The sequence below is a fragment of the Clostridium massiliamazoniense genome, from assembly GCF_001403635.1.
Lineage (GTDB): Bacteria > Bacillota > Clostridia > Clostridiales > Clostridiaceae > Sarcina > Sarcina massiliamazoniense.
The window spans coordinates 26,738-48,138 of sequence record NZ_LN879464.1 but is presented as its reverse complement, the minus strand read 5'-3'; the positions used below and the strand labels follow the sequence as shown (position 1 = coordinate 48,138).

The 21,401-nt window shown below is 26.1% G+C and carries 23 protein-coding genes; 6 read left to right on the top strand and 17 right to left on the bottom strand.

The genetic code is table 11. The features are described 5' to 3' along the window. Positions 1 to 134: 134 nt before the first annotated feature. From ARA19_RS00510 to ARA19_RS00495, 4 genes are all read right to left on the bottom strand, one after another. Positions 135 to 2,765, bottom strand: coding sequence for a peptidoglycan-binding protein (locus tag ARA19_RS00510; RefSeq protein WP_055069019.1), 2,631 nt, complete (start codon positions 2,763 to 2,765; stop codon positions 135 to 137). A 321-nt stretch (positions 2,766 to 3,086) separates the two neighbouring features. Beyond that, on the bottom strand, positions 3,087 to 3,545 hold the full coding sequence (locus tag ARA19_RS00505) for a helix-turn-helix domain-containing protein (protein WP_055069018.1): 459 nt from the start codon (positions 3,543 to 3,545) through the stop codon (positions 3,087 to 3,089). 65 nt (positions 3,546 to 3,610) lie between these two features. After that, positions 3,611 to 3,844 carry a hypothetical protein gene (locus ARA19_RS00500; protein ID WP_055069017.1) on the bottom strand — a complete coding sequence of 78 codons (234 nt, stop codon included), beginning with the start codon at positions 3,842 to 3,844 and terminating at the stop codon, positions 3,611 to 3,613. A 28-nt stretch (positions 3,845 to 3,872) separates the two neighbouring features. Further along, complete coding sequence (locus ARA19_RS00495) at positions 3,873 to 4,232, bottom strand: hypothetical protein (RefSeq protein WP_055069016.1); 360 nt, start codon at positions 4,230 to 4,232, stop codon at positions 3,873 to 3,875. Between the two features lie 218 nt (positions 4,233 to 4,450). Between ARA19_RS00495 and ARA19_RS00490 the strand changes: the two genes are divergently transcribed. From ARA19_RS00490 to ARA19_RS00480, 3 genes are all read left to right on the top strand, one after another. Next, the gene (locus ARA19_RS00490) at positions 4,451 to 4,930 is read left to right on the top strand and encodes a helix-turn-helix domain-containing protein (protein WP_055069015.1); all 480 of its coding nucleotides are present in this window, start codon (positions 4,451 to 4,453) and stop codon (positions 4,928 to 4,930) included. A gap of 59 nt (positions 4,931 to 4,989) precedes the next feature. Then, on the top strand, positions 4,990 to 5,349 hold the full coding sequence (locus ARA19_RS00485) for a hypothetical protein (RefSeq protein WP_055069014.1): 360 nt from the start codon (positions 4,990 to 4,992) through the stop codon (positions 5,347 to 5,349). Between the two features lie 189 nt (positions 5,350 to 5,538). After that, positions 5,539 to 5,928, top strand: coding sequence for a hypothetical protein (locus ARA19_RS00480; RefSeq protein WP_055069013.1), 390 nt, complete (start codon positions 5,539 to 5,541; stop codon positions 5,926 to 5,928). Between the two features lie 126 nt (positions 5,929 to 6,054). Here ARA19_RS00480 and ARA19_RS00475 read toward each other — a convergent pair whose 3' ends face one another. Further along, a complete protein-coding gene (locus ARA19_RS00475) occupies positions 6,055 to 6,861 on the bottom strand; it encodes a hypothetical protein (RefSeq protein WP_055069012.1) in 807 nt (268 codons plus the stop codon). A gap of 390 nt (positions 6,862 to 7,251) precedes the next feature. On the opposite strand from ARA19_RS00475, the gene ARA19_RS00470 reads away from it, so the two are divergent. Beyond that, complete coding sequence (locus ARA19_RS00470) at positions 7,252 to 8,133, top strand: hypothetical protein (RefSeq protein WP_055069011.1); 882 nt, start codon at positions 7,252 to 7,254, stop codon at positions 8,131 to 8,133. A 68-nt stretch (positions 8,134 to 8,201) separates the two neighbouring features. Next, positions 8,202 to 9,185 carry a hypothetical protein gene (locus tag ARA19_RS00465; protein WP_055069010.1) on the top strand — a complete coding sequence of 328 codons (984 nt, stop codon included), beginning with the start codon at positions 8,202 to 8,204 and terminating at the stop codon, positions 9,183 to 9,185. A gap of 36 nt (positions 9,186 to 9,221) precedes the next feature. Here the strand turns inward: ARA19_RS00465 and ARA19_RS00460 are convergent, their stop codons facing one another. Next, positions 9,222 to 9,476: a hypothetical protein gene (locus ARA19_RS00460; protein WP_055069009.1), complete on the bottom strand. Its 255-nt coding sequence runs from the start codon at positions 9,474 to 9,476 to the stop codon at positions 9,222 to 9,224. A gap of 260 nt (positions 9,477 to 9,736) precedes the next feature. Here ARA19_RS00460 and ARA19_RS17310 point away from each other — a divergent pair, with 260 nt between their 5' ends. Next, positions 9,737 to 9,886 carry a hypothetical protein gene (locus tag ARA19_RS17310; RefSeq protein ID WP_157452203.1) on the top strand — a complete coding sequence of 50 codons (150 nt, stop codon included), beginning with the start codon at positions 9,737 to 9,739 and terminating at the stop codon, positions 9,884 to 9,886. Positions 9,887 to 10,093: 207 nt separating this feature from the next. Here the strand turns inward: ARA19_RS17310 and ARA19_RS17305 are convergent, their stop codons facing one another. The 11 genes from ARA19_RS17305 to ARA19_RS00415 form a co-directional block, all read right to left on the bottom strand. Then, positions 10,094 to 10,240: a hypothetical protein gene (locus tag ARA19_RS17305; protein ID WP_157452202.1), complete on the bottom strand. Its 147-nt coding sequence runs from the start codon at positions 10,238 to 10,240 to the stop codon at positions 10,094 to 10,096. A gap of 29 nt (positions 10,241 to 10,269) precedes the next feature. Then, entirely contained in the window at positions 10,270 to 10,773 is a 504-nt protein-coding gene (locus ARA19_RS00455) for a hypothetical protein (protein ID WP_055069008.1), read from the bottom strand. Continuing rightward, positions 10,773 to 10,949, bottom strand: a complete 177-nt coding sequence (locus tag ARA19_RS17300; RefSeq protein WP_157452201.1) for a hypothetical protein — start codon at positions 10,947 to 10,949, stop codon at positions 10,773 to 10,775. The genes ARA19_RS00455 and ARA19_RS17300 overlap by 1 nt, the downstream gene beginning before the upstream one ends. A 231-nt stretch (positions 10,950 to 11,180) precedes the next feature. Continuing rightward, positions 11,181 to 11,792 carry a single-stranded DNA-binding protein gene (locus ARA19_RS00450; protein ID WP_055069007.1) on the bottom strand — a complete coding sequence of 204 codons (612 nt, stop codon included), beginning with the start codon at positions 11,790 to 11,792 and terminating at the stop codon, positions 11,181 to 11,183. Between the two features lie 78 nt (positions 11,793 to 11,870). After that, entirely contained in the window at positions 11,871 to 13,523 is a 1,653-nt protein-coding gene (gene dnaX, locus ARA19_RS00445) for a DNA polymerase III subunit gamma/tau (RefSeq protein ID WP_055069006.1), read from the bottom strand. A 57-nt stretch (positions 13,524 to 13,580) separates the two neighbouring features. Then, positions 13,581 to 14,474: a DNA polymerase III subunit delta gene (locus ARA19_RS00440; RefSeq protein ID WP_055069005.1), complete on the bottom strand. Its 894-nt coding sequence runs from the start codon at positions 14,472 to 14,474 to the stop codon at positions 13,581 to 13,583. A gap of 215 nt (positions 14,475 to 14,689) precedes the next feature. Continuing rightward, positions 14,690 to 16,468 (bottom strand): hypothetical protein, encoded by a 1,779-nt coding sequence (locus ARA19_RS00435; RefSeq protein WP_055069004.1) that lies wholly within the window; start codon positions 16,466 to 16,468, stop codon positions 14,690 to 14,692. A gap of 357 nt (positions 16,469 to 16,825) precedes the next feature. Continuing rightward, entirely contained in the window at positions 16,826 to 17,704 is an 879-nt protein-coding gene (locus ARA19_RS00430) for a class B sortase (RefSeq protein WP_055069003.1), read from the bottom strand. Between the two features lie 98 nt (positions 17,705 to 17,802). Further along, the gene (locus ARA19_RS00425) at positions 17,803 to 19,791 is read right to left on the bottom strand and encodes a thioester domain-containing protein (protein ID WP_055069002.1); all 1,989 of its coding nucleotides are present in this window, start codon (positions 19,789 to 19,791) and stop codon (positions 17,803 to 17,805) included. Positions 19,792 to 20,058: 267 nt separating this feature from the next. After that, entirely contained in the window at positions 20,059 to 20,460 is a 402-nt protein-coding gene (locus ARA19_RS00420; protein ID WP_055069001.1) for a helix-turn-helix domain-containing protein, read from the bottom strand. A gap of 534 nt (positions 20,461 to 20,994) precedes the next feature. Then, complete coding sequence (locus ARA19_RS00415) at positions 20,995 to 21,312, bottom strand: hypothetical protein (RefSeq protein WP_055069000.1); 318 nt, start codon at positions 21,310 to 21,312, stop codon at positions 20,995 to 20,997. Between the last annotated feature and the right edge of the window lie 89 nt (positions 21,313 to 21,401).

Here is a 21,401-nt window from a genome sequence, read left to right as displayed (position 1 = left end):
ATTTAGCAATAAAACTATTATAGCATCTTCCAAGTAAAAAACCGTCTCAGATAATCAGTTATTTGAGACAGTTTTTTATTATATAAATTATTAAGTGATTTTTGTTTTATCTATTTTTAAAATTTCAAGTAAACTTATTTGGCTATAATTGATTTCATATAATTAATAGCATTTACAAAAAAAACAGAAGCTGAACTTGCATTAATGACCATAAGCGGTGGTGCAACTAAACTAATTACTAAAACAATCATAGATGTTCCTAACATGTCTTTTTCTTTTGCTGTTAATTTTCTAGTTTTAACATCATTTAATAAGTCTTCCCAACTTAGATATTCAGCGGGTGCTACTCCCCCTGGTTTTACATCTGGAAGTATAGTCAAGGTAATAACTATACTATTAGAAAAGTTATATTCTCCATCTTTAGTTTTATATGTTGCTATCAACTTTATTTTAAGTTGTTGCTCTTTAGTAATTACCAAAGCTATAGAACCATTTCCAATTAACATTGATACATCAGTTAATGAAGTTTTATTTATTGTTACACCTAAATTACCTAATACACTAACAGATGCACTTTTTATTTTACCATCAGAAATATTTATAGTAGGAAACTTTTTACCACTTACTTTTTTAGCTGATGACTCTACTCCTACATTCATTACAGCATTTATTCCTGCTCCTAATGAGATGATTTTTCCTACCCCTTTATTTTCAAAAACTTTAGAACCATTAAATCCTAATAATTCAAGAATATTTTTATATCTTTCATCTTGTTCATCTACAGAAGGTACTTTATCTTCGGGAATTGGATTTGGTTTAATAGTCTCTTCTTTTTCTACTTTTTCATCAAGTTTTTTCATAGTTTGTGGTCCAACTATTCCATCTACATATAATCCGTTTTGTCTTTGAAAATCTTCAACAATATTTAATGTTTCTTGTCCAAATATACCATCAATAGTTATTTGATAACCTATATAAGCTAATTTAGCTTGTAAATCCTTTACTGCTTCCCCTTTAGCTCCAATGGATAATGTAGTTACAGTGTTTCCTGTACTGCCACTTCCTGTAGTTCTATCTTTTATTATATTAATGATTGCATTGAAAGTTTTTCCGATATAATTTCCATTCAATACATCTTGGTAACTTTTAGTGCTAGTTGGATATTCTATTAATACAGCTTTAGTATTTTTTAATGTTGTAGCCCAGCTAGAAAAGAATCCTGCTGAATATATGTTGTTATGTCCAAAACCAAACTGATTATCGAAATATTGCCCTATTTCAGCATTTCCCTGTGACATATTCATCCAACCATGAAAATCTATAACTATCATTTCACTTGAACTACTATTTATCTCTTGAACTATATTTTTAAGAGCAACTGCTTCAGGTGCTCCGAGAGGTGTTGGTCCAGTATAATTTCTAGGGTTAGTTAATTGTGCGAAATTATAAGGGAAACACCTATTCATATCTACTCTTGTAGTCATGGCACAACGCCCTGGACCATTATTTGTGATACCGTTTATAACACCGTCAGGATTTATACATTGAGCTATATAGATACTCCAATCCCCTAATCCATATTGGCTATTATAATCAGCGAATTTTTTTATTAATTCTGTTGCAATTTGAACTAAAGCATATCCATCATGTGGCCAATTATCTTCAAATCCATGTATGGCAAATCCAGCGAAGATTACTTTTTTCCCATTTCCTATTTTATAAATGTTAAGAGGTTTTCCCATACCACTAGTTCCATATTGTCTAACAGTCACATTGTTATAATTAACATAAGGAATTGTTAAATTGCTAGGAACACTTTTTAAGCCTTCAAAATCTACAAATCCACATTTACTTAATTCACCTTTTTCTGATGTATCATAAACAACACAAGTTCTACCATCTTTTTTATATAAAATAGTTGCTGATTCATAAGGTGATAAAGAACCGAAAACGCTATTACCTGTAGAATCTAAGTAGACAGTTTCATCACTTGATCCATTTATCCAATTATAAGGATTATAATAAGTTATTATATTAGGGTTATTAGTTACATAGCCTTGTCTTACAGCTCCACCTGCGGGATATTGTACTAAAGCTAATTGTTTACTATAACTTATATCTAAAACAGTTATATTATCTCCAACATCTATTTCTCTACCAGGAATGATATTCCCATTTTCATCTCTTAAATAAAGTGAATCATTAGAAATTACAGCATTGTTATCATAGGTAAAGCCTTCTGGAACAATTCCACCTGCTGCTATGGTGCTATTACTAGAATTATTACCTGTATTAGAAATTCCTCCAGCATAGTTTACATAACCTGATTTCGTAAATTCGCCTTTAGAAGTTGTATAAACAATACAATATCTATTATTCGCTTTATATAAAAAAGTAGCTTTTTCATAAGGATCTAAACTGCCAAAGACATTTGCACCTTCGTAATTCAAATAAACCGTTTCAGAGGTTGAACCATTCTGCCAATTATAAGGATTATTATACTTAATTAGGTTTGTATCATTATAAATATAACCTTGTCTAACATTTGTTCCTGATGGATATTGAATTAAAACTCTTTGAGAAGTATAACTAATATCTAAAATTAATAATTCATCTCCATCACTTACATAACGACCATTAATTATATTACCTTCTGAATCTAATAAATCTAAGTTTCCTCCACTTAAATGGGCATTAGGACTAAATGAAAATCCACCTGATACTATACTACCTGCGGTTAAAGAAAATATTTCGTTTAAATTCATTTTATCTCCTCCTAGTGATTTATTCTTTTAAAAATAAATTACTTTAAATTTACATATTTTTCAAACTTGATAATTTATTACTTTTAAGAATAATAATCAATAAGTTTTTTATTAAATAAATTTTATAACTCAATATGGGGAAATTTTAGATTGCTGAGAAATATTATTTGAAAATTCTATAAATTTTTATTTTATCTTAAAGTGTATATTTATATGTTTTGTAACTTTTATAGTGTATAATTATACACTTAGGGATATAAAAAAGATTATTTAATCAAATATATGAATAAAAAAGCTGGTAGAAAACCTACCAGCACCTGCTTAATTATTTATTTCTTTGCTTTCACCATAATACCTTCTCATAGTTGATTTAGTAATTAAATTAATTTTTTTACCACTTTTTCTATATTCCTTATTTTCTTTTAGAGACCCTCTGCTTACTTTCATCCTTAAAGCACTTTCACTTATATTCCACTTTTCACAAGCTTCACCAAAGCTCATAACTTCATTTAAAGCATCTTTAGGGCCTATGAAACCTAAAGCTTTATTAATAACCTCTAAATCCATAATACTTATACTATTAGTATAAACTTCATCATCATAGCAATTGTAAATAGCAATGCTAATAGTATCATCTTTTATAAGTTTCTCCAAAATTAATTCATTTTCTGAGTTAAAAATTATTTTATATTGTTTCTCGGAATAATCTTTTTCACCATATGATAAGTATTTTTTAATTTTTTTATTTTTTATAAATTTCAAAACTTCACTTATTGTCACTTTTCTCAATCTCCTATAGCAAAGAAGTCTTTATATAAATTCTCAAATATTATATTTAAAATAAATTATAAGAATTTTAAGTTATAACTTGATATAAAAGTATTTTCATCAACCTCTATAGGCTCATTGATACTTATTTCAACTTTAATGTTATCAAAAGTTAACTCTTTCACCATTATTCCTGCACCTTCCATAAGAGCTATATCATCATGCAAACCTCTTTCAACACCATAAGTATACTCAACTCTATCAAGTATTGCTTGTTCCATTTCTTCATAACTTAAATTTAATAACTCCATTCTCAAAACCTCCATGTACCTATTTTTTTTATTTAGTTGAATTTAATAAAGTTGCTATTCTATAATTGCCTAATTCAATTTCTAAGCTGCTTATTTTTTCAACATTACCAAAAGCAGTTAAATTACTAAGTTCTGAATTGCTAATTTCATCTATCAAGTTATTTATTCTTTCAGTAAAATTTTTATTATATTCAAAATGCTTAGAGATAAATACTTTGAAATTTTCTGCTATCTCTAAATAAGTTCTTTTTTTTAGCACACGTCTACTTTTAGTAAGTAGTAGCATATAATCTAAATCTCCTAAAGTTCTAAGTCCTAAATTTTTACTAGATTTAGCTACATCAGCCTGTAATTCTACTAACTCTTTAATTATCTTTTTATTGTCCATATAGTCTCCTTCCACCCTGTTACGTTATCGTAACATATAATTAAAGTATATTATTATTATTTACTTATGTAAACAATAAAAGTCCATTATTTCTATAAAATCGTTCGACAATTTACAAGTATATTATATCAATTACCCTCCTAATGTTCCTAGAAAGACTTATAGTTTTCATTTTTAGTAATATTGACCAACACTTTAACAATTAGTAAAATAGAATTATGTTTAAAGATAAAATTAAAGAAGTAAGATTAAAAAATAAAATAACTATTCAAGAATTATCTAAACTTACAGGATTATCATTAGCATCTATAAGTATGTATGAGTCTGGGAAAAGAATACCTTCAGCAGAAAACATACACAAAATAGCAAATGCTTTAAATATAAGTATAGATGAATTATTTGAAGAAAAAAGCAATAGAAATGAACATTACAATTCAATTATTAAGAATAAAGCAAATGATTTTTTATTGAAAAAGGCTTTTATCAGAGCAAATGGAATATGTGAGTTATGTGGGGAAAATGCTCCATTCATAACAGAAGAGGGAGAACCTTATTTAGTAGGTAAGTCTATATATTATGAGGAAATTAATGATACATATATATGTGCAGTTTGTCCTAATTGCCATGAAAAATTATCTGTTTTGAAGTGTACTGGTGAAAAAATATATTTACGAAAGAAATATAATCAACAAATTTAAATTAGCTTTAAAAGTATAAGGATGATCATAGATATAATGAATTGAAAGGGGAATAGTTTATGAAGTTAATAAAGAGACATCCATTAATTAGTACATCTATCATCTTATTTTTATGCTGTGAATTCTATGTATTGGTATTAGAGAAATTTAAATTACCAATACCATCATATGTAAAAATTATTTTAAACAGTCCTTATGCTATTTTAATATTTTTAATAGGAGTACCGATAAGTTATTTTGCTTTTAAATTTATATTTACTGTATATTCAATGTTAGTTGCATTTATATTTGATAATAAATATTATAAAAATTTAATTGATAAAGAAAAATATTGGCTAGATAGAGCAAGCAAGGCTTATCACTATAATGGAGACTATAAAAATTTAAATAATTATAAAAAAAATAACTTTAAAAAATAAAACATATAAAAAGGGACTATCTCGCTTTGAGTAGTCCCTTTTATGATACTTCTAATTAATTTTCTCATTATTACCAAAAGGCATTAAATTATTAAATTGTGAAATATTACACAATTTAATAACTTACTATTGTATAATATTTTATAAAGAGCAAGTCCATATTATTTTAATTTACGAAAGGATGAGAGTATGCAAAAAATTACATTGGCAAGAAAAATATATAAGGAAATAGTTGATTTAGATGTGAAAGAAAATGTATTTGTAGAATTTATAAAAAGAGAAGTGCTTATAGAAGACATATATTATATTGCACCTACTGATGAGATGAATATAGAGTATATTGATGTTGATGAAAAATGGTGGAATGTACGAATGGAATTAATAATATCAAGTTTGAAACAGTGTTTTGATAGGTTTATAGTAAGAGATGATTATGTACGTTATATATTATTAGATGTAGCACATTTATTCTTAGTTCAATGGATATCAAGAAACCAATATGCAGAAGATGATAAGATGTTTATGGTCACATATAACAGATTACAAGAGCAAAGAGCTAATTTAAAAGAATGGTATTAAGTCTGGATGTTTTTAGTCATTGTTAATCATAATACACTTATTTTTTGTAAAAGAAAAGGTGAACTTTCGAGTTTACCTTTTTTTATGAAAATACCCTCTGAAATTTACATTAGAGGGTATGAAGAATTATTGTTCTTTTAACGTATAGCTACAATTATCATAAATATAAGGAAGTATAAAGCAGTAGAAAATTGAAAATACTACAATAAATCCTCCTATATATTTTAATATTAAAATATTATTGTTCGATACCATACTTTCAACAACACTACCAAACAAAGTTGCAATGAATAAAGTAAAAAATAGATATATACCACATATTATTAAATTTTTTTTAATCATATTACTTTTAAAATCATATGTTAAGTTTCTTAAAAGTGAAAAAATACATTTTCTCAATAAACCCAAAACAACATATATTCCAAAGTACATTGCAACTGAAAAATTAAAATTAGACGCAATAGTTGCTACAAGGTGGTTATGATCAACCATATACATATTGTATGAAGAATCTCCATAACATATTGGAGCATGATAGATATATACAATATGAAGCACTTTAAACATTAAAGCAACTGGATAAGCAAAAAGTAATTTATCAGCAAAGAACTGTGAATTATAGCTTAAGATTTTATCAAATAGTTTATTAAGAGTAAAATTTGCTATTTTTGAGTTGGTTTTTAATCTACCTTTTACTCTTCTTATAGATGTTTCATAGTCTGATATAATTGCTGAAATAAAATAAAATGTAAAGTATAAATGATTTAGATGGCTAAAACTATCTTTTGATGTTGTCCAAACCACAAATATTATTATCCCAATCAAAAATATCAAATGTAAAAATGAACCTTGTTTTTTAGTTATTAGAAAATTATAAACTTTCTCAATTATTGTATTTTTAAAAAACAATATTCCTTCAATTAATAGTTCCATGTCTTTATTTCCTCCTTAGGGCTATATAGCCATTTAATTTTTTTCTTTTAAGTTTTTTATTTTTTTATTACTCCTAGTGTTATTTTTATTTCTTTAGTTCTTATAACCATATTGGTCATTTTTTTAAAAATCCTTAGCTACTGCTAATTAAGATTTTTTTTATTTATTTCCTCAATATAAATATTGAATTAACTAAAACCTCCTTTATACCTTAAATATGCTGTTTTATAAAAAAAAATTGAACCTTATTTTTGTAAACTTTTTGTGAACAAAAGATGATTTTGTGATATTATAATTTATAATTAGAGATATTTATGCCACAAAATTACTCATATGTATTTTCTAATCAAATATATAAAAAACTAAAGAAGAGAATGAAAGGAGCTTAATATGGAGAAAAAATTCAAAATATTATTGGGGGGAATTGCTACTTTTATAGTAGTGGCAATCGCTGTTGTTGGTGTATTTTTAACTACACATTCAAAAGATGTTAATTTAGGAGTTAATACTTCTAAAAGTAATAATAGTCAACAAACAATTAATACATCAGCTAATACCCAACAAGCAACTACAGTAGACAAGCACCAAGCAGAAAAAAGTAAAACAACAAAGGCTGATACAACATCAGATAAGAATGATAAAGCTACTAAGACAAGTACAGCAACTAATAACACATCAAACAATAATAAAGATGATAATAGCTTAAATCAAACTAAAGCATTAAATAATCCTGCTTCAACAGCTAAAAATCAATATGAAAAAATATTTTATAGCTCAACATTTGGAAGACAGGTTTATCCTCAAATTTTAAATGATAATGGCAATAATATAATAAAAATTTATACTGTTTATACTTTAGCGTATTTAAATGGAATGAAAACTATGGGGAATGATATTGTAAATGGAAAAGGAAATATCCAAGAAGAGAAATCAAATTACTATACAGCTTTAGAATATGTAAATAATTCACTTCAATTTATCGTTCCTACTATAAATCAAATAATAAAAATTTCTAATGGTACACAAAAAACTGAAGCTCAAAACCTATTAAATGTTGTTCAAGCTGCTGCTGGAAGTGCTGAAGCTGAATATAAAATAATAACTGCATCTACAGGCTTTGGTATTCCAATGATTAATTCATTACCATTTGGAAGTACATTAGATAATAATTTAAGTCAGCTTAATACTTTAAATAACAATTTAGGCTGTGATAATAAACAACAATTACAACAATGGCAACAATACGCTAATCAAACTTTCTCAGGAATGTAATTTCAATGATCCTTGTACGCTAAGTGCAAGGATTTTATTATAAAAAGACAGAAAAGGACTGAACATCAATGATAAGAATACATACTAATAAAGATTTATCTAAAACATTTAAAAAGATAGAAAGAAATATAAAATTGAATAAAGAATTTGAGACATGGCTTCAAGCACCTGAAAATTTTAGTTTGAATGAAATAACCAAAGTAAAAATACAAGATTACTATAAGAATATAAACTTACCATATAAGCTTATAGAGGATGTAAATATATTTAATAAACTTAATTTCATTACTGATGTAAATTTACAATCTGAAATGGATATTCCAGTTGCAAGTGGTGAATTAAATATTTATAAACCTAATAGTTATAATAGTCTATTAAGGGAAACATATTATTTATTTGCATTTAACCAAGATACAAAGTTCCCTAACAATGGTCACTATCATATTGATTTATGCTTATATAATGGATTTAAGGAAAGTATAAAAGATACTAAAGGAAATGTTCTTTTATTAGGATTAGAATACGGATTATACCCTTATATGTGTTGTGAAAATGAAAATATTGAAAGTATTACTATTGTTGAAAATAATATGACTTCATTTGATTTCTTTAATGAAAATGTAGTACATAAACTAGATGATAATAAAGTTGATGTAGTTTACCAATACAGTAAAGCATTTTTATTAGAAAATGATATATCAAAATATGATAAAGTATATTTTAAACTTTGGAAAACTGCTAAAGAAGCATTATTATCATATAGAGATTATATAGAGATTGGATTATCTTGTGATAATGCAGAGTTATGGCTTGAAGAGGAAATATTATATATAATGAAAGTCTTAATATTTAAATATTTAAATTCAATATATAAGAAAAATGAAGAGAAATTTTTAGAAGAGGACTTTGGAGATTTTAAAGATTTAGCCAAAGCTACGAGAGAGGTTCTAAATGGGCGCATAAACGTTATTAAATCATCAAGCGTAATTGACCTTATTAATAATAAAGCCCTTATAAGAGAGATAATAGGTGCTACAAATAACATTGGATAATATAAAAAATACTGGGATACATATTCCAGTATTTTTTTATTCAATATTTTCTTTTAATTTAATTTTTCTATATTTATTCAATTTACTTGAAAAAGCTTTTCTAGTTTCATAAAAAGATAGTGTCATTCCCTTTTCTTGCATTAAAAAATAAACACTTTCTACAAGTTCTAAGCATTCTTCTTTTTTAGGATGTCTTTTATTTGTTTTTAAAAAATTTTCATAATTAACTCTGAAAGAATTTAATATCCATTCTTTTTGCTTTAACTTTATATCTTTAAATTTCTTTTTCATAAAATCCCTCCTTTTTTTATATCAAGTGGTATTAGTTTATTATAATAATATAGATTTAATAGTCTATCCTATTAAATCTATCTATTTTAAATTAAATGTACATATTACAAGCAATATATCCTAAAGAATCACAAGGTATTATTTTAATAATATTATTTCTATGATATAATTTAAAATTGTTAGGGAAATAATGTTTGAGTACCTCAGCTTAATGTGCTAGAAGTAAGTTAAATAAAGGCTTAGAGCTGAGGTGGTGTTATATGTTAGCGACAACTATAGGTGTTGCAATTATAATTTTGATAGGTTATCTAGCTACATTGATAATTGTTAGACCTGATGAGATAGATTTCAAGATATTTAAACATATATCTTTTAAAGCTAAGAGAAAGCATAAAGAAAAAAGAGATTAAAGGTTGCAGCCTTCAATCTCCAGAAAATTTTCTATTCAAACATAAAGCCAAAACTTACTTCTGGCTTCCCTAAACTTATTATACCATATCTTTTATAAAATATTCAATTCTAAAAAATACTTTAAAATTAACATTTTATTAATTTACAATAGTTATTTGTATGCCAAATATTTTTTGTAGTTTATATTAAACTCAGATTTGTGGCTATTATCTGTTAGTAACTTCTCCAACTTCAAATTCTTCAGCACATCCATCACATATTAAATTAGAATATTTATCTTTACAATTATGTAGACCACATTTAGGACAATCCCAAGCATAGGCGTCTACTTCAATCACATTTACTTTTTCCATCATCAAAACTCCAATCTATCAAATTAACCTTACAAATTAATATTTTTAATTAAATCATTTAGTGTTTTTTCTCCAATTCCCTTAACCTTACTTATACTATGTTTATCATATATTAAGACATAATATAATCTGTCTCCATAATAATCAAATAGAATTTTTTCTTTACTACCAATTATCGTTTTTAAATAGGCTCTTAATTTTTTAGTTCTCCATTTAGCAATATCATCTTTCCCATCATCTTCAAAATCGAAGTCGCAAAAATTTACATATGATATTTTTAAAACGTTTACTTTAAGTTTATTTTTATATTCAACTACATATCCCTTTATTTGATGTTGAGAGTTTATTTTTAAATGTCCTAGCTTACCTATTATTTCATATATCTGACCATTTCTATTTTCAACATCATAGATATAAAATCCTATATTTTCATTAACATATTTTTTTCTTATTATAGTTACTATATCAATATGTCTATTTCCAATATCACTTTTTTTAAATACTATTCTTTTTGAAATAGCTACAGCATCCATTAATCTAGTTCCCTTTCCATTATATCCATTCTACGTGTTTCTCTTTCCTTACAATCTGGACATATTATAGACATTACAACTTCATCTCCACAGTCTGAGAAAAGTTCTTCTGCTGAAATATAACAATCTTCCCCTCCACATTCGTTACAAATTATTTTGAATCTTTCATAAATCATATCGTTTTTCTCCTTTGAATAAAATTATGAATTTATAATAACACCATTTAAAATAATCTGCTTAAAATTGATAATTACAAGAGAATTTAAGGAATTTAATTGTATGAAAATATAAAAAAGACTTGAATTTAAAATGCTAAAAAGCAAATTAAATACAAGTCTGAGAATAATAATTTATTAAATTTTTTATTACGTATTAAGTATCCTTTTTCTCTTCTATTTATAAACCTATTATAATCCTAAAGCTGCTAAGAAAATATTTTTATTTTCCTGTTTTTCAGTTTTAGGAGCAGATTGAGTTTCTACATTTGTAGTTTCTACATCAAATGGAGCTTTTTCATCTACAGGAACCATATCTGAAACTTCTAAATCACTATTAGGTAGTTCATTAGGTAAATCAATATTTTTCTCTTCTATTTTATCTGATTTAATATCTTTACATACTAAATCATCAAAATCATCATCAGAGATACCTTCAGCTATATCGCTAACATTAACTGTATATGATGAACCATTTTCAAATTCATTATTTGAGTAGAATTTTCCTTGAATATCTATTGTTTGTAGAATTATAACTGGATCTTTACGTTTTTCATTATTTTTAGTTGTATACTCTTCAAAGCTTAATGAACCTAAAAGAGTTACTCTTGCTCCTTTTCTTAATCTTTTATTTAAGAAATCAGCAAAGCCATAAAAACATTTAAATTTAATAAATTGAGTTCTTTTTTCCTTTTTATATATTTCTGTAAAGGCAATAGAATTGCTATAAACCTTTAAACCATTATTGCTATAATATTTTCCTTCTGAAGTAATATTCCCTACTAAAGTTACTGTATTTATCATTTTAATTTCCTCCTGTGAGCCTTTTGGCTATTTATTTATTTCTTTATTAATTATTTTTATTTTTTTATAAAATGTTTTTTATTGAACATCTAATTCATATTCAATACCATCTATAATGAAGTAACTGCTAAAAGCACGTTTTATTTTTTCACTACTTAATGCTGCTCTTAAAACTTTTTCATATTCTTTAGAAGAACAAATAAGAAGTTTATTAACACCATTTTGTTTGATAAATGTTGAATTCTTAAATGCTTTAGCTATATCATTGTAAATTGGACTTGTAAGACCTTTACTTTCACAAGTTTTAACTAATCTATTTTGAGCTTCTTTAATAGCTACTTTAAATTGATTAATTTTAGCTCTTTCAATTTCTGCTTGTCTTAACTCAGCATTTTGTTTTTCTTTAAGTCTTAAAGCTTCTTCCATTTGCATAGACATTTCTTTAGTTACTTGCTCTCTTATTTTCACAGTTTCTTCTTCTATAATTTTTTTTCTTAAAACAACTATAGCTTCTTGTAACTGTGGTTGTAATTCGTTCATAACCTCTTCTCTTATCTTAGGTTCAAGTTCTGCTCTAATAGTCTTTTCTAATTCAACAGCATCTACTTGATTAATATTATTAGTAGCATGAATTGGTTCATTTTCTACTTCTTGTACTTTTAAAGTTTCACAAATCTTTAAAATAGACATTTCTAATAAAACACCTTTGAAAGCTGAAATTTTAATTTCAGAATATGTTTTTTGAAGAATATCTATCATAGTAAATAAAGCATTTGTATTAAAAGAAGTAGCCGCTAGTTTTACTAACTTTAAATCACCTTCTGTCATTTTGATAAGATTAGTTGATGCTCCTGTCTTAACGATACTGATAGCTCTTAAAACATTAACTAAATTCATAATAAATTTTTCAATATCAACGCCTTCTTCTAAAGCCTTGTATAAAAGTTCTATTGCTTTTGAACTATTTCCAGAATAAATTAAACCTAAAAGTTTAAATATATTCTCATTAGAAATTATTCCTAGAAGTTTAACTATTTCATCATAATCAGTTAAATTCCCATTTATAACTTGTTCTAATAAACTTATACCGTCTCTTACAGCACCATCAGACATTTTAGCTAATAAAGTTAAAATCTTGTCTTGATTTTCAGGAGCATAACCTTCTGAATCAGCAATGTATTTTAATCTCTTAGCTATATCTTCTTGACTTATATGCTTATAATTATATCTTTGACAGCGAGATAAAACAGTTATTGGTAAAGCTGTTTCTTCTGTTGTGCAAAGTATAAATACACCATAAGCTGGTGGTTCTTCTAATGTCTTTAATAAAGCATTAAAAGCAGATTTTGAAAGCATATGTGCTTCATCTAGTATATATACTTTGTATTTAGCACCTACAGGCTTATAATTCATACTATTTTTAATTTCTCTGATTTGATCTACACCATTATTAGATGCTGCATCAATTTCAATTACATCAGTAGATGTTCCATTGTCTATACTCTTACAACTATCACAAGCATTACATGGTTCTCCGTTAACTGGATTTTCACAGTTAATGGCTTTAGCAAGAATTCTTGCTGTTGTTGTTTTCCCTGAACCACGATTCCCACACATTAAATAAGTATGAGCGATTTTACCAGTTTGAACTTGGTATCTTAATATTTCTGCATTAGCTCCTTGTCCAATAACATCCTCGAATTTTGTTGGTCTATATTTTTCGTATAACATTTTATTTCCTCCTAGCCTTATATGGCAATTTTATTTATTTATTTATTTCTTTTGTTTTTAATTACTGAATATTTTTAATAAAGATAACTCTAAATCAAATGACTTTTTCATATCATTATTTAAAAGTTCTTGTATTGCAAAATCTAAATTGATTTTAGGATTGGATTTCTTTAAAAGATTAAATCTATAAGGATTTATAGATTTACCTTTTCCACCACTAAAACCTTCAATTTTAGCAACCTCTTCATTAGTTCCACCTTTTTTTACTAATCTTAATAAATTAAAGTGTTTCAGCATTAGCAAATTAATCACGAACTGATTTTCTTTAGCTAATAATATGCGTAGTTTATTAATAGAATCTTCTATTTCCTTATTTAAAACACAGTCTATAAGTTCAAAAATATTAGAATCTAAAGAATCTGAAAGATATTTTTTTACCTCATTCTCATTCAGATAAGAATTATCCAAACAAGAAATTTTAGCTATGTCATTTACTACTGAATCCATATTATTATGCTTTTCAAATAATTCAACATTAAGTTGAAGATTATTGTCATTTAACATTTTTTTTATTACTGAAGAATCAATAGAGTTTAATTTTTTTATATTGAAGTTAAACTTTTTAAATAAAGTTGATAATCCGTTGTCTAGCTTATCAAGTTTATCTTTTAAATAATAAACACCTATCATAATGTTGAATTCAGAATTTTCTTCAAGAGCAGTTAATATAGTTTCTAATTCTTTTTTTGAATATAAAGCTATATTAATTACTGTTAACTTAAAGTTATCTGGAAACATAGGTAATATCATTAGCTTATCTACAATAAAATCCACATCTAATTTCTCACTAATATCAATAAAATTAAATTCTGGTAATGATATCTCTTCCTTTAATTTACTTACGTCTCTTTGAACATAAAAAGAAGAATTAGTGACTATTAAGTAATTCATAAAAACCTCCTGTGAGCCTTTTGGCTATTTATTTATTTCCTTCATTAGCTAAATTGCTAATTAAAATTTATTTATTTAAGACTTCAATAAATATTGAATAAAATAAAAATTCCTATATACCTTAAATATGCTAATTTATGATGAATTTTTGAACCTCGAAATTGTAAATAATTTGTGAATAAAAAAATAGCACCTATATAAAGGTGCTATTAAGATTAGTTAAAGTTGAAAAAAGTCAATTGATTTACATTCTTTTTATTATTAAGAACATAAAGCTCAAGTTTATTTTCTCCACTTTCATTAATATTTTCTTTGTTTTCTTTTTTTATTCCAGCATTAGATTTAACATTTTCAACTATAGGTTTAATATTTTCAACTATAGGTTTACTAAAGTTATTAGAATTTTCCTCATTTTCTTTCTTTTCAATTTCTTTACCTTTAACCTCTGGCTTATCTTCTTTATTTTCAACCTCTGTTTGATTTTTTTGAAGTTCTAAAACATCATCTTTAGCTACTAATGTAGATACATCCTCTTTAATCTTTATATCCACTTTTTTAAGTAAAGCATCAAAATAATTCTTAACTTCATTTAAATATTCATCAGAATAAACATATCCTGATAATAATTGAAAATCCGATCTTAAAAAGCTACTTTCTAATTTTTTTACTTTAGATAAATAGATTTCAAAAGACCTTGCAAAAATCTCAGTTTGATTGAAATAATAAGATTTTTTATTATTTAAATAAGCTCCAAGGGGAGTATCTTTATTTCTATTTATTTCTTTAACAAATATACGTCTATAAGTATTAATAATTCTCATAAAATCTAAAGAAGCTGATAATTTATTTATCTTATCATCTATTGTATAGTCTAAGCAGTGAGCCAATTCATGTATAAAGGATTTTGGTGACTTAATATCAATACAAATACAATTAACATGAGGATAATATAATCCAGCAGCTTTATGTTGACCTAATTTTCTAAATCTTAAATTAGGTTTCTTGAATTTAAATATCTTATTAAAGTCTATGTTATCTTTTAAAATCTCAAACTCTCTTTCGATTTGTTTGAATTTTATTAAATCGGTATCTTGGTCCAACTCTAAACATTCAAAATAATTATTTAAAGAGCTTTCTTTCATAACCTTTGATACTTTTTCAGTAACACTTTTCTTTTGTTGAAATGATTTAGCATAATCACTTCTTAATCCTTTATTATATTTTTCATCTAGCATATCACTGAAATCTCTTTCTTTTAAGATAGAAAAAGCTTCAACAATTAAATGACAAACATGAACCCAATTATAAGGAAATGCAAACTCATATTTTCTATGACCGAAATCATCTAATATATCTAAGCTTTCCTTATTATAATTTTCAGCATAAACAAAAATACATTCTGCCTCTTCTCTATCAAACAAGCTTTCTTCTAATACTTTTTTTGATTCATAAATCAAATAGCAAAATGCTAAGACATCCTCTAAAGATAAAATTTTATATTTCTTCCCATTCCCCATTCTAAAGTAATATTTACTTTTACGAGTTTTTTTAGGAACAACAAAATCTCCTACAGGTATAAAAATCTCTTCACAGCTACCATAAGTTCCTGTGATAGTTAAATTTAATAATTTTACATCATCACTTTTAATTTTTTTATCTCTAGTGCTTACTAGTTCAGCACATAATCTCTCTGCTTCACTATCATGTAATGGAATTATATCAAAATCACAAGGGACTTCTATTAACTCCTTTATCATTTCATCAAGCTGAGATTCTGTCATATAGCCTAAATCTTTATTATTATTTAATAAATATTCCTCTATTTTAAATTTATAATATTGAGAAAACTTATTAAGTAAAGTTGTATAAGATTTTGCAACATCATTATCTAAATTAATTTTGTATAACTCTGGTTTTGAAACCTTTCTTAATTTTTTATCTTTTTGATTTTCCTCTTTCTTTAAACTGTTAATTCTAGTTTTTGTATTCTCCATAATATACTCGTAAATACTATTCTCGTAAATGGTATTCGCTTCCAAAAGAGAATAATATCCACTTCCTCCTTTTCTTCCTATCAGTCCTATTTGACCATTTATTTATTTCCGTCATTAGCAAAGCTAATTTAAATTTATTTGTTTAAAATCATCACCAAAAGAAGTGATTTAAATAAAAATTCCTATATACCTTAAATATGTTGATTTATAATGATTTTTTGAACTTAAATTATGTAAATATTTTATGAACAAAGAAAAAGAGCATAAATAAAAAAGACAGTTTAAAGATTAATTAAACCTTTAAACCATCCTTTAAATGTGGTATTTATATATAAAAAAACAATGATAAACCTTAAACTAAGAGATATGTTTAATTTCTTGTGACATTACTATCAGATGCTCATGTGTTCCATTTGATAAACATGAATTTAAGAATAAGAATTTGTTACTTGTTACAGGCTCAACAGGATAAATACTTTTGCTTTCCATGTACTTATAATATTTCTCTTGTTGGTCTTGTGGTATGTTGAATTCAAATTTTTGACTTGGTTCAGCATAGAAACATCCGATTGGATTAAATACTTCTTCTTGGTTATTTTCCCCATCAAAAAGTACGATTTTATTATGTTGATTGAAAAATTCTTTATTTCTAAAGTTCATTAACTCGGCAAACATTAAACTATTTAACATGTCATGGCCATGTATAAGTAAAGTATGTTCATTTAGGCTTGGAATAGATTTATCTAAGAAAATAGCTCCATTCCACCATTTTTGATTTCTCCAATTGTGGTGTAGGTAATAAGTGTCTGAATTAGGATTGTGTTCGACAGGATAATTAATGTTTGTTCCTTCAATCCATATCCATCCAATTACATCTTTATTTATCTTATGAGCATTGTCATATTCAGCCTTTATAGTTTCATATGTAGGCATTGTTTTATTTAGATGCCATACACCAATATTCCCAGTATTCCATTGTAACTTATCTAATTTACCTGTTATATCGTGAGAAATTTTTGTTATTACACTTGGATCATCTTGATTTTTTATACTTTGATTAGTTATATATTTGTTACTTCTCTTACTTGTTAATTCTGAATTCCTTTTCTGAGTTAAGGAATATTGATAAAAGAAATAACCTGCGATTAAAATACTTACTGCTACGAAAACACATAATATGATTTTTATTATTTTATTTCTTGAATCTTTCATCATACGTACCTTTCTATCTCTCATAAATCACATAAATCCTATAAATTATGTAAATCATTAGGCAGAACCTAAGCCCTACCTAATTGATTTGTTAAATTTAAATTTTAAGAAATTAATTCTTATTATTTAAATTTCTTTATTCCAAATATGCTTGCGATTACTGCAAGTATAGCAAATAATCCGCCATAAGCTAAATCAGAATTAGCATGACTACTTACTTGAGAAGTAGTTAATCCTGTGAATGGTAAACCAGTTGTTTGGCTTCCACTTACAACAGTAGAACTTGCATCTGCTGGAGTTGCAGCTGGAGTTGTAGCTGAAGCACTAGCTGTAGTACCTGCTGAAGTTGCAACTGGTGAACTAGCTGAAACTGATACTGGTGAACTACCTGGAGTTGAAACACTAGCACTGGCTGAAGCTGAAGCTGGAGATTCACTTGTTGATGTTGATGTTGAAATTACTCCTTTGCTTACCTTAACTGTGTTGCTGTTAGAATTACTGTTAGCATTTGCATTAGCATTGCTATTAGCATTTCCACCAGCAGTTATAGAATCAGCTTTTACACTTGTTCCATTTCCATTAGCATTTGTATTACTGTTAGCATTACTATTTCCTGTTGCTTTTGAACCATTTCCATTAGCATTTGCATTAGTGTTAGCATTACTATTGTTGTTATCGTTATAGATATTTATTTTAATAACAGGACTGAAAGTATTCTTATTACTTTGGTTAGGGCTAACTGTTATATCATTTTTGTTAGTATTGGTTGGATGATTGTCAATACTTTGTTTATTAGTAGGTTTATTGTTTATAATTGGATGATTGTTTATACTACTTGATTGATGTTGTTCATCCTTATTTGTAACAGTAGGGTGATTGTTAATCACTGGGTGATTATTCACTTTGCTTGTTTGTTGTTGCTCTTCCTTATTAGTAGGGTGATTATTAATTGTTGGATGATTATTCACCTTACTAGATTGTTGTTGATTTTCCTTATTTGTATTTTTAGGACTAGCTGTATTAGAATTCTTCACAGAAGGCTTATTATTTATAGTTTGTGTTTGGCTTTGATGTTGTTCATTTTTATTGCTTGGTTTATTTACATTACTATTAGTCACCTTTGGTGCTGGTGCTGGTGTAACCTTCTTTGGAGCTGGCTTTGGAGCTGGTTTTGGTGTGTTCTTTATAGGAGCAACCTTTGGCTCAAAGTTAAGGCTATTTGAAAGAGTTACATTAGCAGATGTTTCATTAGCATAATTTTGGTAGTAATTTTGTCCGTTAGATTGAATTACACCGTTTTTAATAGCTGTTGTTGCAGTAACTGATATAGTTGTTTTTGCTACATTCTGATTGCTTACTTTAATGTAGAATGGAGTACCTGCACTTATCGGTCCAGTTATTGCTTGTCCATTAGCATTTACAACTTCTGCTGTAGGATTTCCACTAACTGATACTGTGTATGATGATAAAGGTAATCCAGCACTTACTGTAAATGGTCCGTAAGTTTCTTCACTTCCATTTACTTGTGCAAAATGTAAGTTTCCATTTATAGTTAAGTTTGTACTAGCATTTTGAGCTTCATTGTATAACTCTTTAGCTGCTTGTATTACTGCTTTTCCTTGTGTATCTGTGTAATATAAATCATTTAGATTTGTTCTACAATCTGGTTTTGCATTATCACTAGCCCAAATAGCTAATTGAGTAGCTTCAAATGCTTCTTTTGGAGTGAATCCCCAACCTTCCCATTTAGTAAATCTATTTAAAGATTCTTGTGATCCATTATATCCATTAGCTAACATATATAAAGTAGATGCACTTAATTGTCCATTTGTATTATTATAAGCATTATCTGTACCAGATGCGCCGTATAATCCAGCATCAAGGCAGTAAGCTATTGCTCCATTTGTTGCTTTATACATATTACTTTGTAAATAAGGGAATGTGTGTACAAATTGCATATGTTGGCTTGTCTTTATACCATCAAAGTTTATTAGATTCCCTTCTATTATTCCGAAATTTGGTTCTTGCATTTCTCTTGATTGTTGATTTTGTAATTTTGTAACAACGACATTATTATTTGTATTAGTTGTCACCCTATTATGGTTTATCATGTTCTTTTCCTCCTAAGTTCTGTATTAATTTTTTATCCATTTATTTAAAAAATTCATAAAATTAATTTAATAAATTAATAAATTAAATGGCAAAAAGTCGTTTTGTTAACAAAAAAAATTAAAAGACTCAATTTTTTCTATTACAGTTATTCATTATAAAACATAAATTTCCTCTTAACAATACTCCTTAAAAATAAATATGAATTAATAAGTTTTTGATATATTGTTTTAAAAAAATTAATAATTTTAACCGTTTATTTTAAAAATTTAATGGCAAATTAAATTTTTCTTTGAAATAATGGCAATATCATCTATTTCATTTTCATCTATATCTACTAATTTTTTCAATAAAGATGACTTTTTGTCTTTTTGGGAGATTATATCTATAATCTTTTTAATGTAATTAAAATCAGCGTTATCCGAAAACATATTTCCCGAACCAGTTTCAAACCACTCAAGGGATATATTAAATTCTGAGGATAATAGTTTTTTATTTCTAGAATTTAGAGAGTTAGAGCCTTTCTTTATTGCTGTAATCGCACTAGATGACAAGCCAATCGCATCTCCTAATTCTTTTTGCGTTATGGATAATTCTTTTAGTATTGTGTTTATTATTTCTGCATCAGAGAGTTTTTGCTTTTCAAGTTTTCTATTCATTTTTTCAAACAATTCGTATAACAGCGAATTATTTTACCTCCTTTCAAAGAAATTAGTGCTAAAAAAATATTTAGTAAGTTGAATATATATAATTTTTGGCAATTAGTCAATCCATAAAATTCCCTCTATATTCTTATTTTGTATTTTTATTCAATTCATAAAATGAAATTTACTGATTTATTTTTTAAATTTAATTTATAATTCAATTATAATTTTTATTTAAAAATCTCTTGAAATGTACTTATTTAGCCATTCTTCAATATAGCAATCCAATAACTTCGATTTATATATTTTTTTGAATTTTAAATTAGTTTTAATTTTATATTTCTACATAAAATATTTTTTTAATTTTTTATTTTTTTTTGATTTTATATTTTAATAAAATTTAATTAATAATAAACTTAAATTTTTTATTTATTTAACTTGTTTAATTTTTTATTATTTAATTATTTTGATTTTAAGATAAAAAAATAAGCTGGATTTTAAAATTATTATCAAGAGTAACTTTAAAATCCAACTTTTATGTAGTATTAAATATACTTTATATTAATTAACTCCAAGATCAACTTCTTTAAATGTTTCTGGAGCGTATTTTTTTATAAACTCGTATAATGCTAAAGATATTAAATCTATATTGCTATTCTTTTGATTTTTCGAAAAGACTTTCCAATATTCATTGATATTAGCGTAAAGAGGAAACTGTCTAGCTTTTTCTTCGCCTGTTAGAATATTTTCGTTTTCTATCAGTGCAAATAAAATTTTATGTCCAGTTTTTTCATTAGAAATATTTAAACAAGTTGTAATGTTATCTATTTTTCCATTCAACTCCATAAGAGCATTTAAGATTACCTTATCTGATTTCATCTTACACCTTCCTTAGTAAATTTTCTTTGATTAATACTATACTATAAATAGTATAACATAATCAACAACTTCTTAACTTTTTTTAGTAT

Bases quoted from the DNA above. Each gene is read 5' to 3' on its own strand.
- ARA19_RS00495 (WP_055069016.1), bottom strand. From the start codon at position 4,232: ATGGACAATAAAAAGATAATTAAAGAGTTAGTAGAATTACAGGCTGAT.
- ARA19_RS00415 (WP_055069000.1), bottom strand. From the start codon at position 21,312: ATGAAATCAGATAAGGTAATCTTAAATGCTCTTATGGAGTTGAATGGA.
- ARA19_RS00440 (WP_055069005.1), bottom strand. From the start codon at position 14,474: ATGAATTACTTAATAGTCACTAATTCTTCTTTTTATGTTCAAAGAGAC.
- ARA19_RS00425 (WP_055069002.1), bottom strand. From the start codon at position 19,791: ATGATAAACCATAATAGGGTGACAACTAATACAAATAATAATGTCGTT.
- dnaX (WP_055069006.1), bottom strand. From the start codon at position 13,523: ATGTTATACGAAAAATATAGACCAACAAAATTCGAGGATGTTATTGGA.
- ARA19_RS00485 (WP_055069014.1), top strand. From the start codon at position 4,990: ATGAAGTTAATAAAGAGACATCCATTAATTAGTACATCTATCATCTTA.
- ARA19_RS00455 (WP_055069008.1), bottom strand. From the start codon at position 10,773: ATGGATGCTGTAGCTATTTCAAAAAGAATAGTATTTAAAAAAAGTGAT.
- ARA19_RS00510 (WP_055069019.1), bottom strand. From the start codon at position 2,765: ATGAATTTAAACGAAATATTTTCTTTAACCGCAGGTAGTATAGTATCA.
- ARA19_RS17310 (WP_157452203.1), top strand. From the start codon at position 9,737: ATGTTAGCGACAACTATAGGTGTTGCAATTATAATTTTGATAGGTTAT.
- ARA19_RS00475 (WP_055069012.1), bottom strand. From the start codon at position 6,861: ATGGAACTATTAATTGAAGGAATATTGTTTTTTAAAAATACAATAATT.
- ARA19_RS00435 (WP_055069004.1), bottom strand. From the start codon at position 16,468: ATGGAGAATACAAAAACTAGAATTAACAGTTTAAAGAAAGAGGAAAAT.
- ARA19_RS00490 (WP_055069015.1), top strand. From the start codon at position 4,451: ATGTTTAAAGATAAAATTAAAGAAGTAAGATTAAAAAATAAAATAACT.
- ARA19_RS17305 (WP_157452202.1), bottom strand. From the start codon at position 10,240: ATGGAAAAAGTAAATGTGATTGAAGTAGACGCCTATGCTTGGGATTGT.
- ARA19_RS00450 (WP_055069007.1), bottom strand. From the start codon at position 11,792: ATGATAAATACAGTAACTTTAGTAGGGAATATTACTTCAGAAGGAAAA.
- ARA19_RS00500 (WP_055069017.1), bottom strand. From the start codon at position 3,844: ATGGAGTTATTAAATTTAAGTTATGAAGAAATGGAACAAGCAATACTT.
- ARA19_RS00430 (WP_055069003.1), bottom strand. From the start codon at position 17,704: ATGAGAGATAGAAAGGTACGTATGATGAAAGATTCAAGAAATAAAATA.
- ARA19_RS00460 (WP_055069009.1), bottom strand. From the start codon at position 9,476: ATGAAAAAGAAATTTAAAGATATAAAGTTAAAGCAAAAAGAATGGATA.
- ARA19_RS00470 (WP_055069011.1), top strand. From the start codon at position 7,252: ATGGAGAAAAAATTCAAAATATTATTGGGGGGAATTGCTACTTTTATA.
- ARA19_RS17300 (WP_157452201.1), bottom strand. From the start codon at position 10,949: ATGATTTATGAAAGATTCAAAATAATTTGTAACGAATGTGGAGGGGAA.
- ARA19_RS00465 (WP_055069010.1), top strand. From the start codon at position 8,202: ATGATAAGAATACATACTAATAAAGATTTATCTAAAACATTTAAAAAG.
- ARA19_RS00480 (WP_055069013.1), top strand. From the start codon at position 5,539: ATGCAAAAAATTACATTGGCAAGAAAAATATATAAGGAAATAGTTGAT.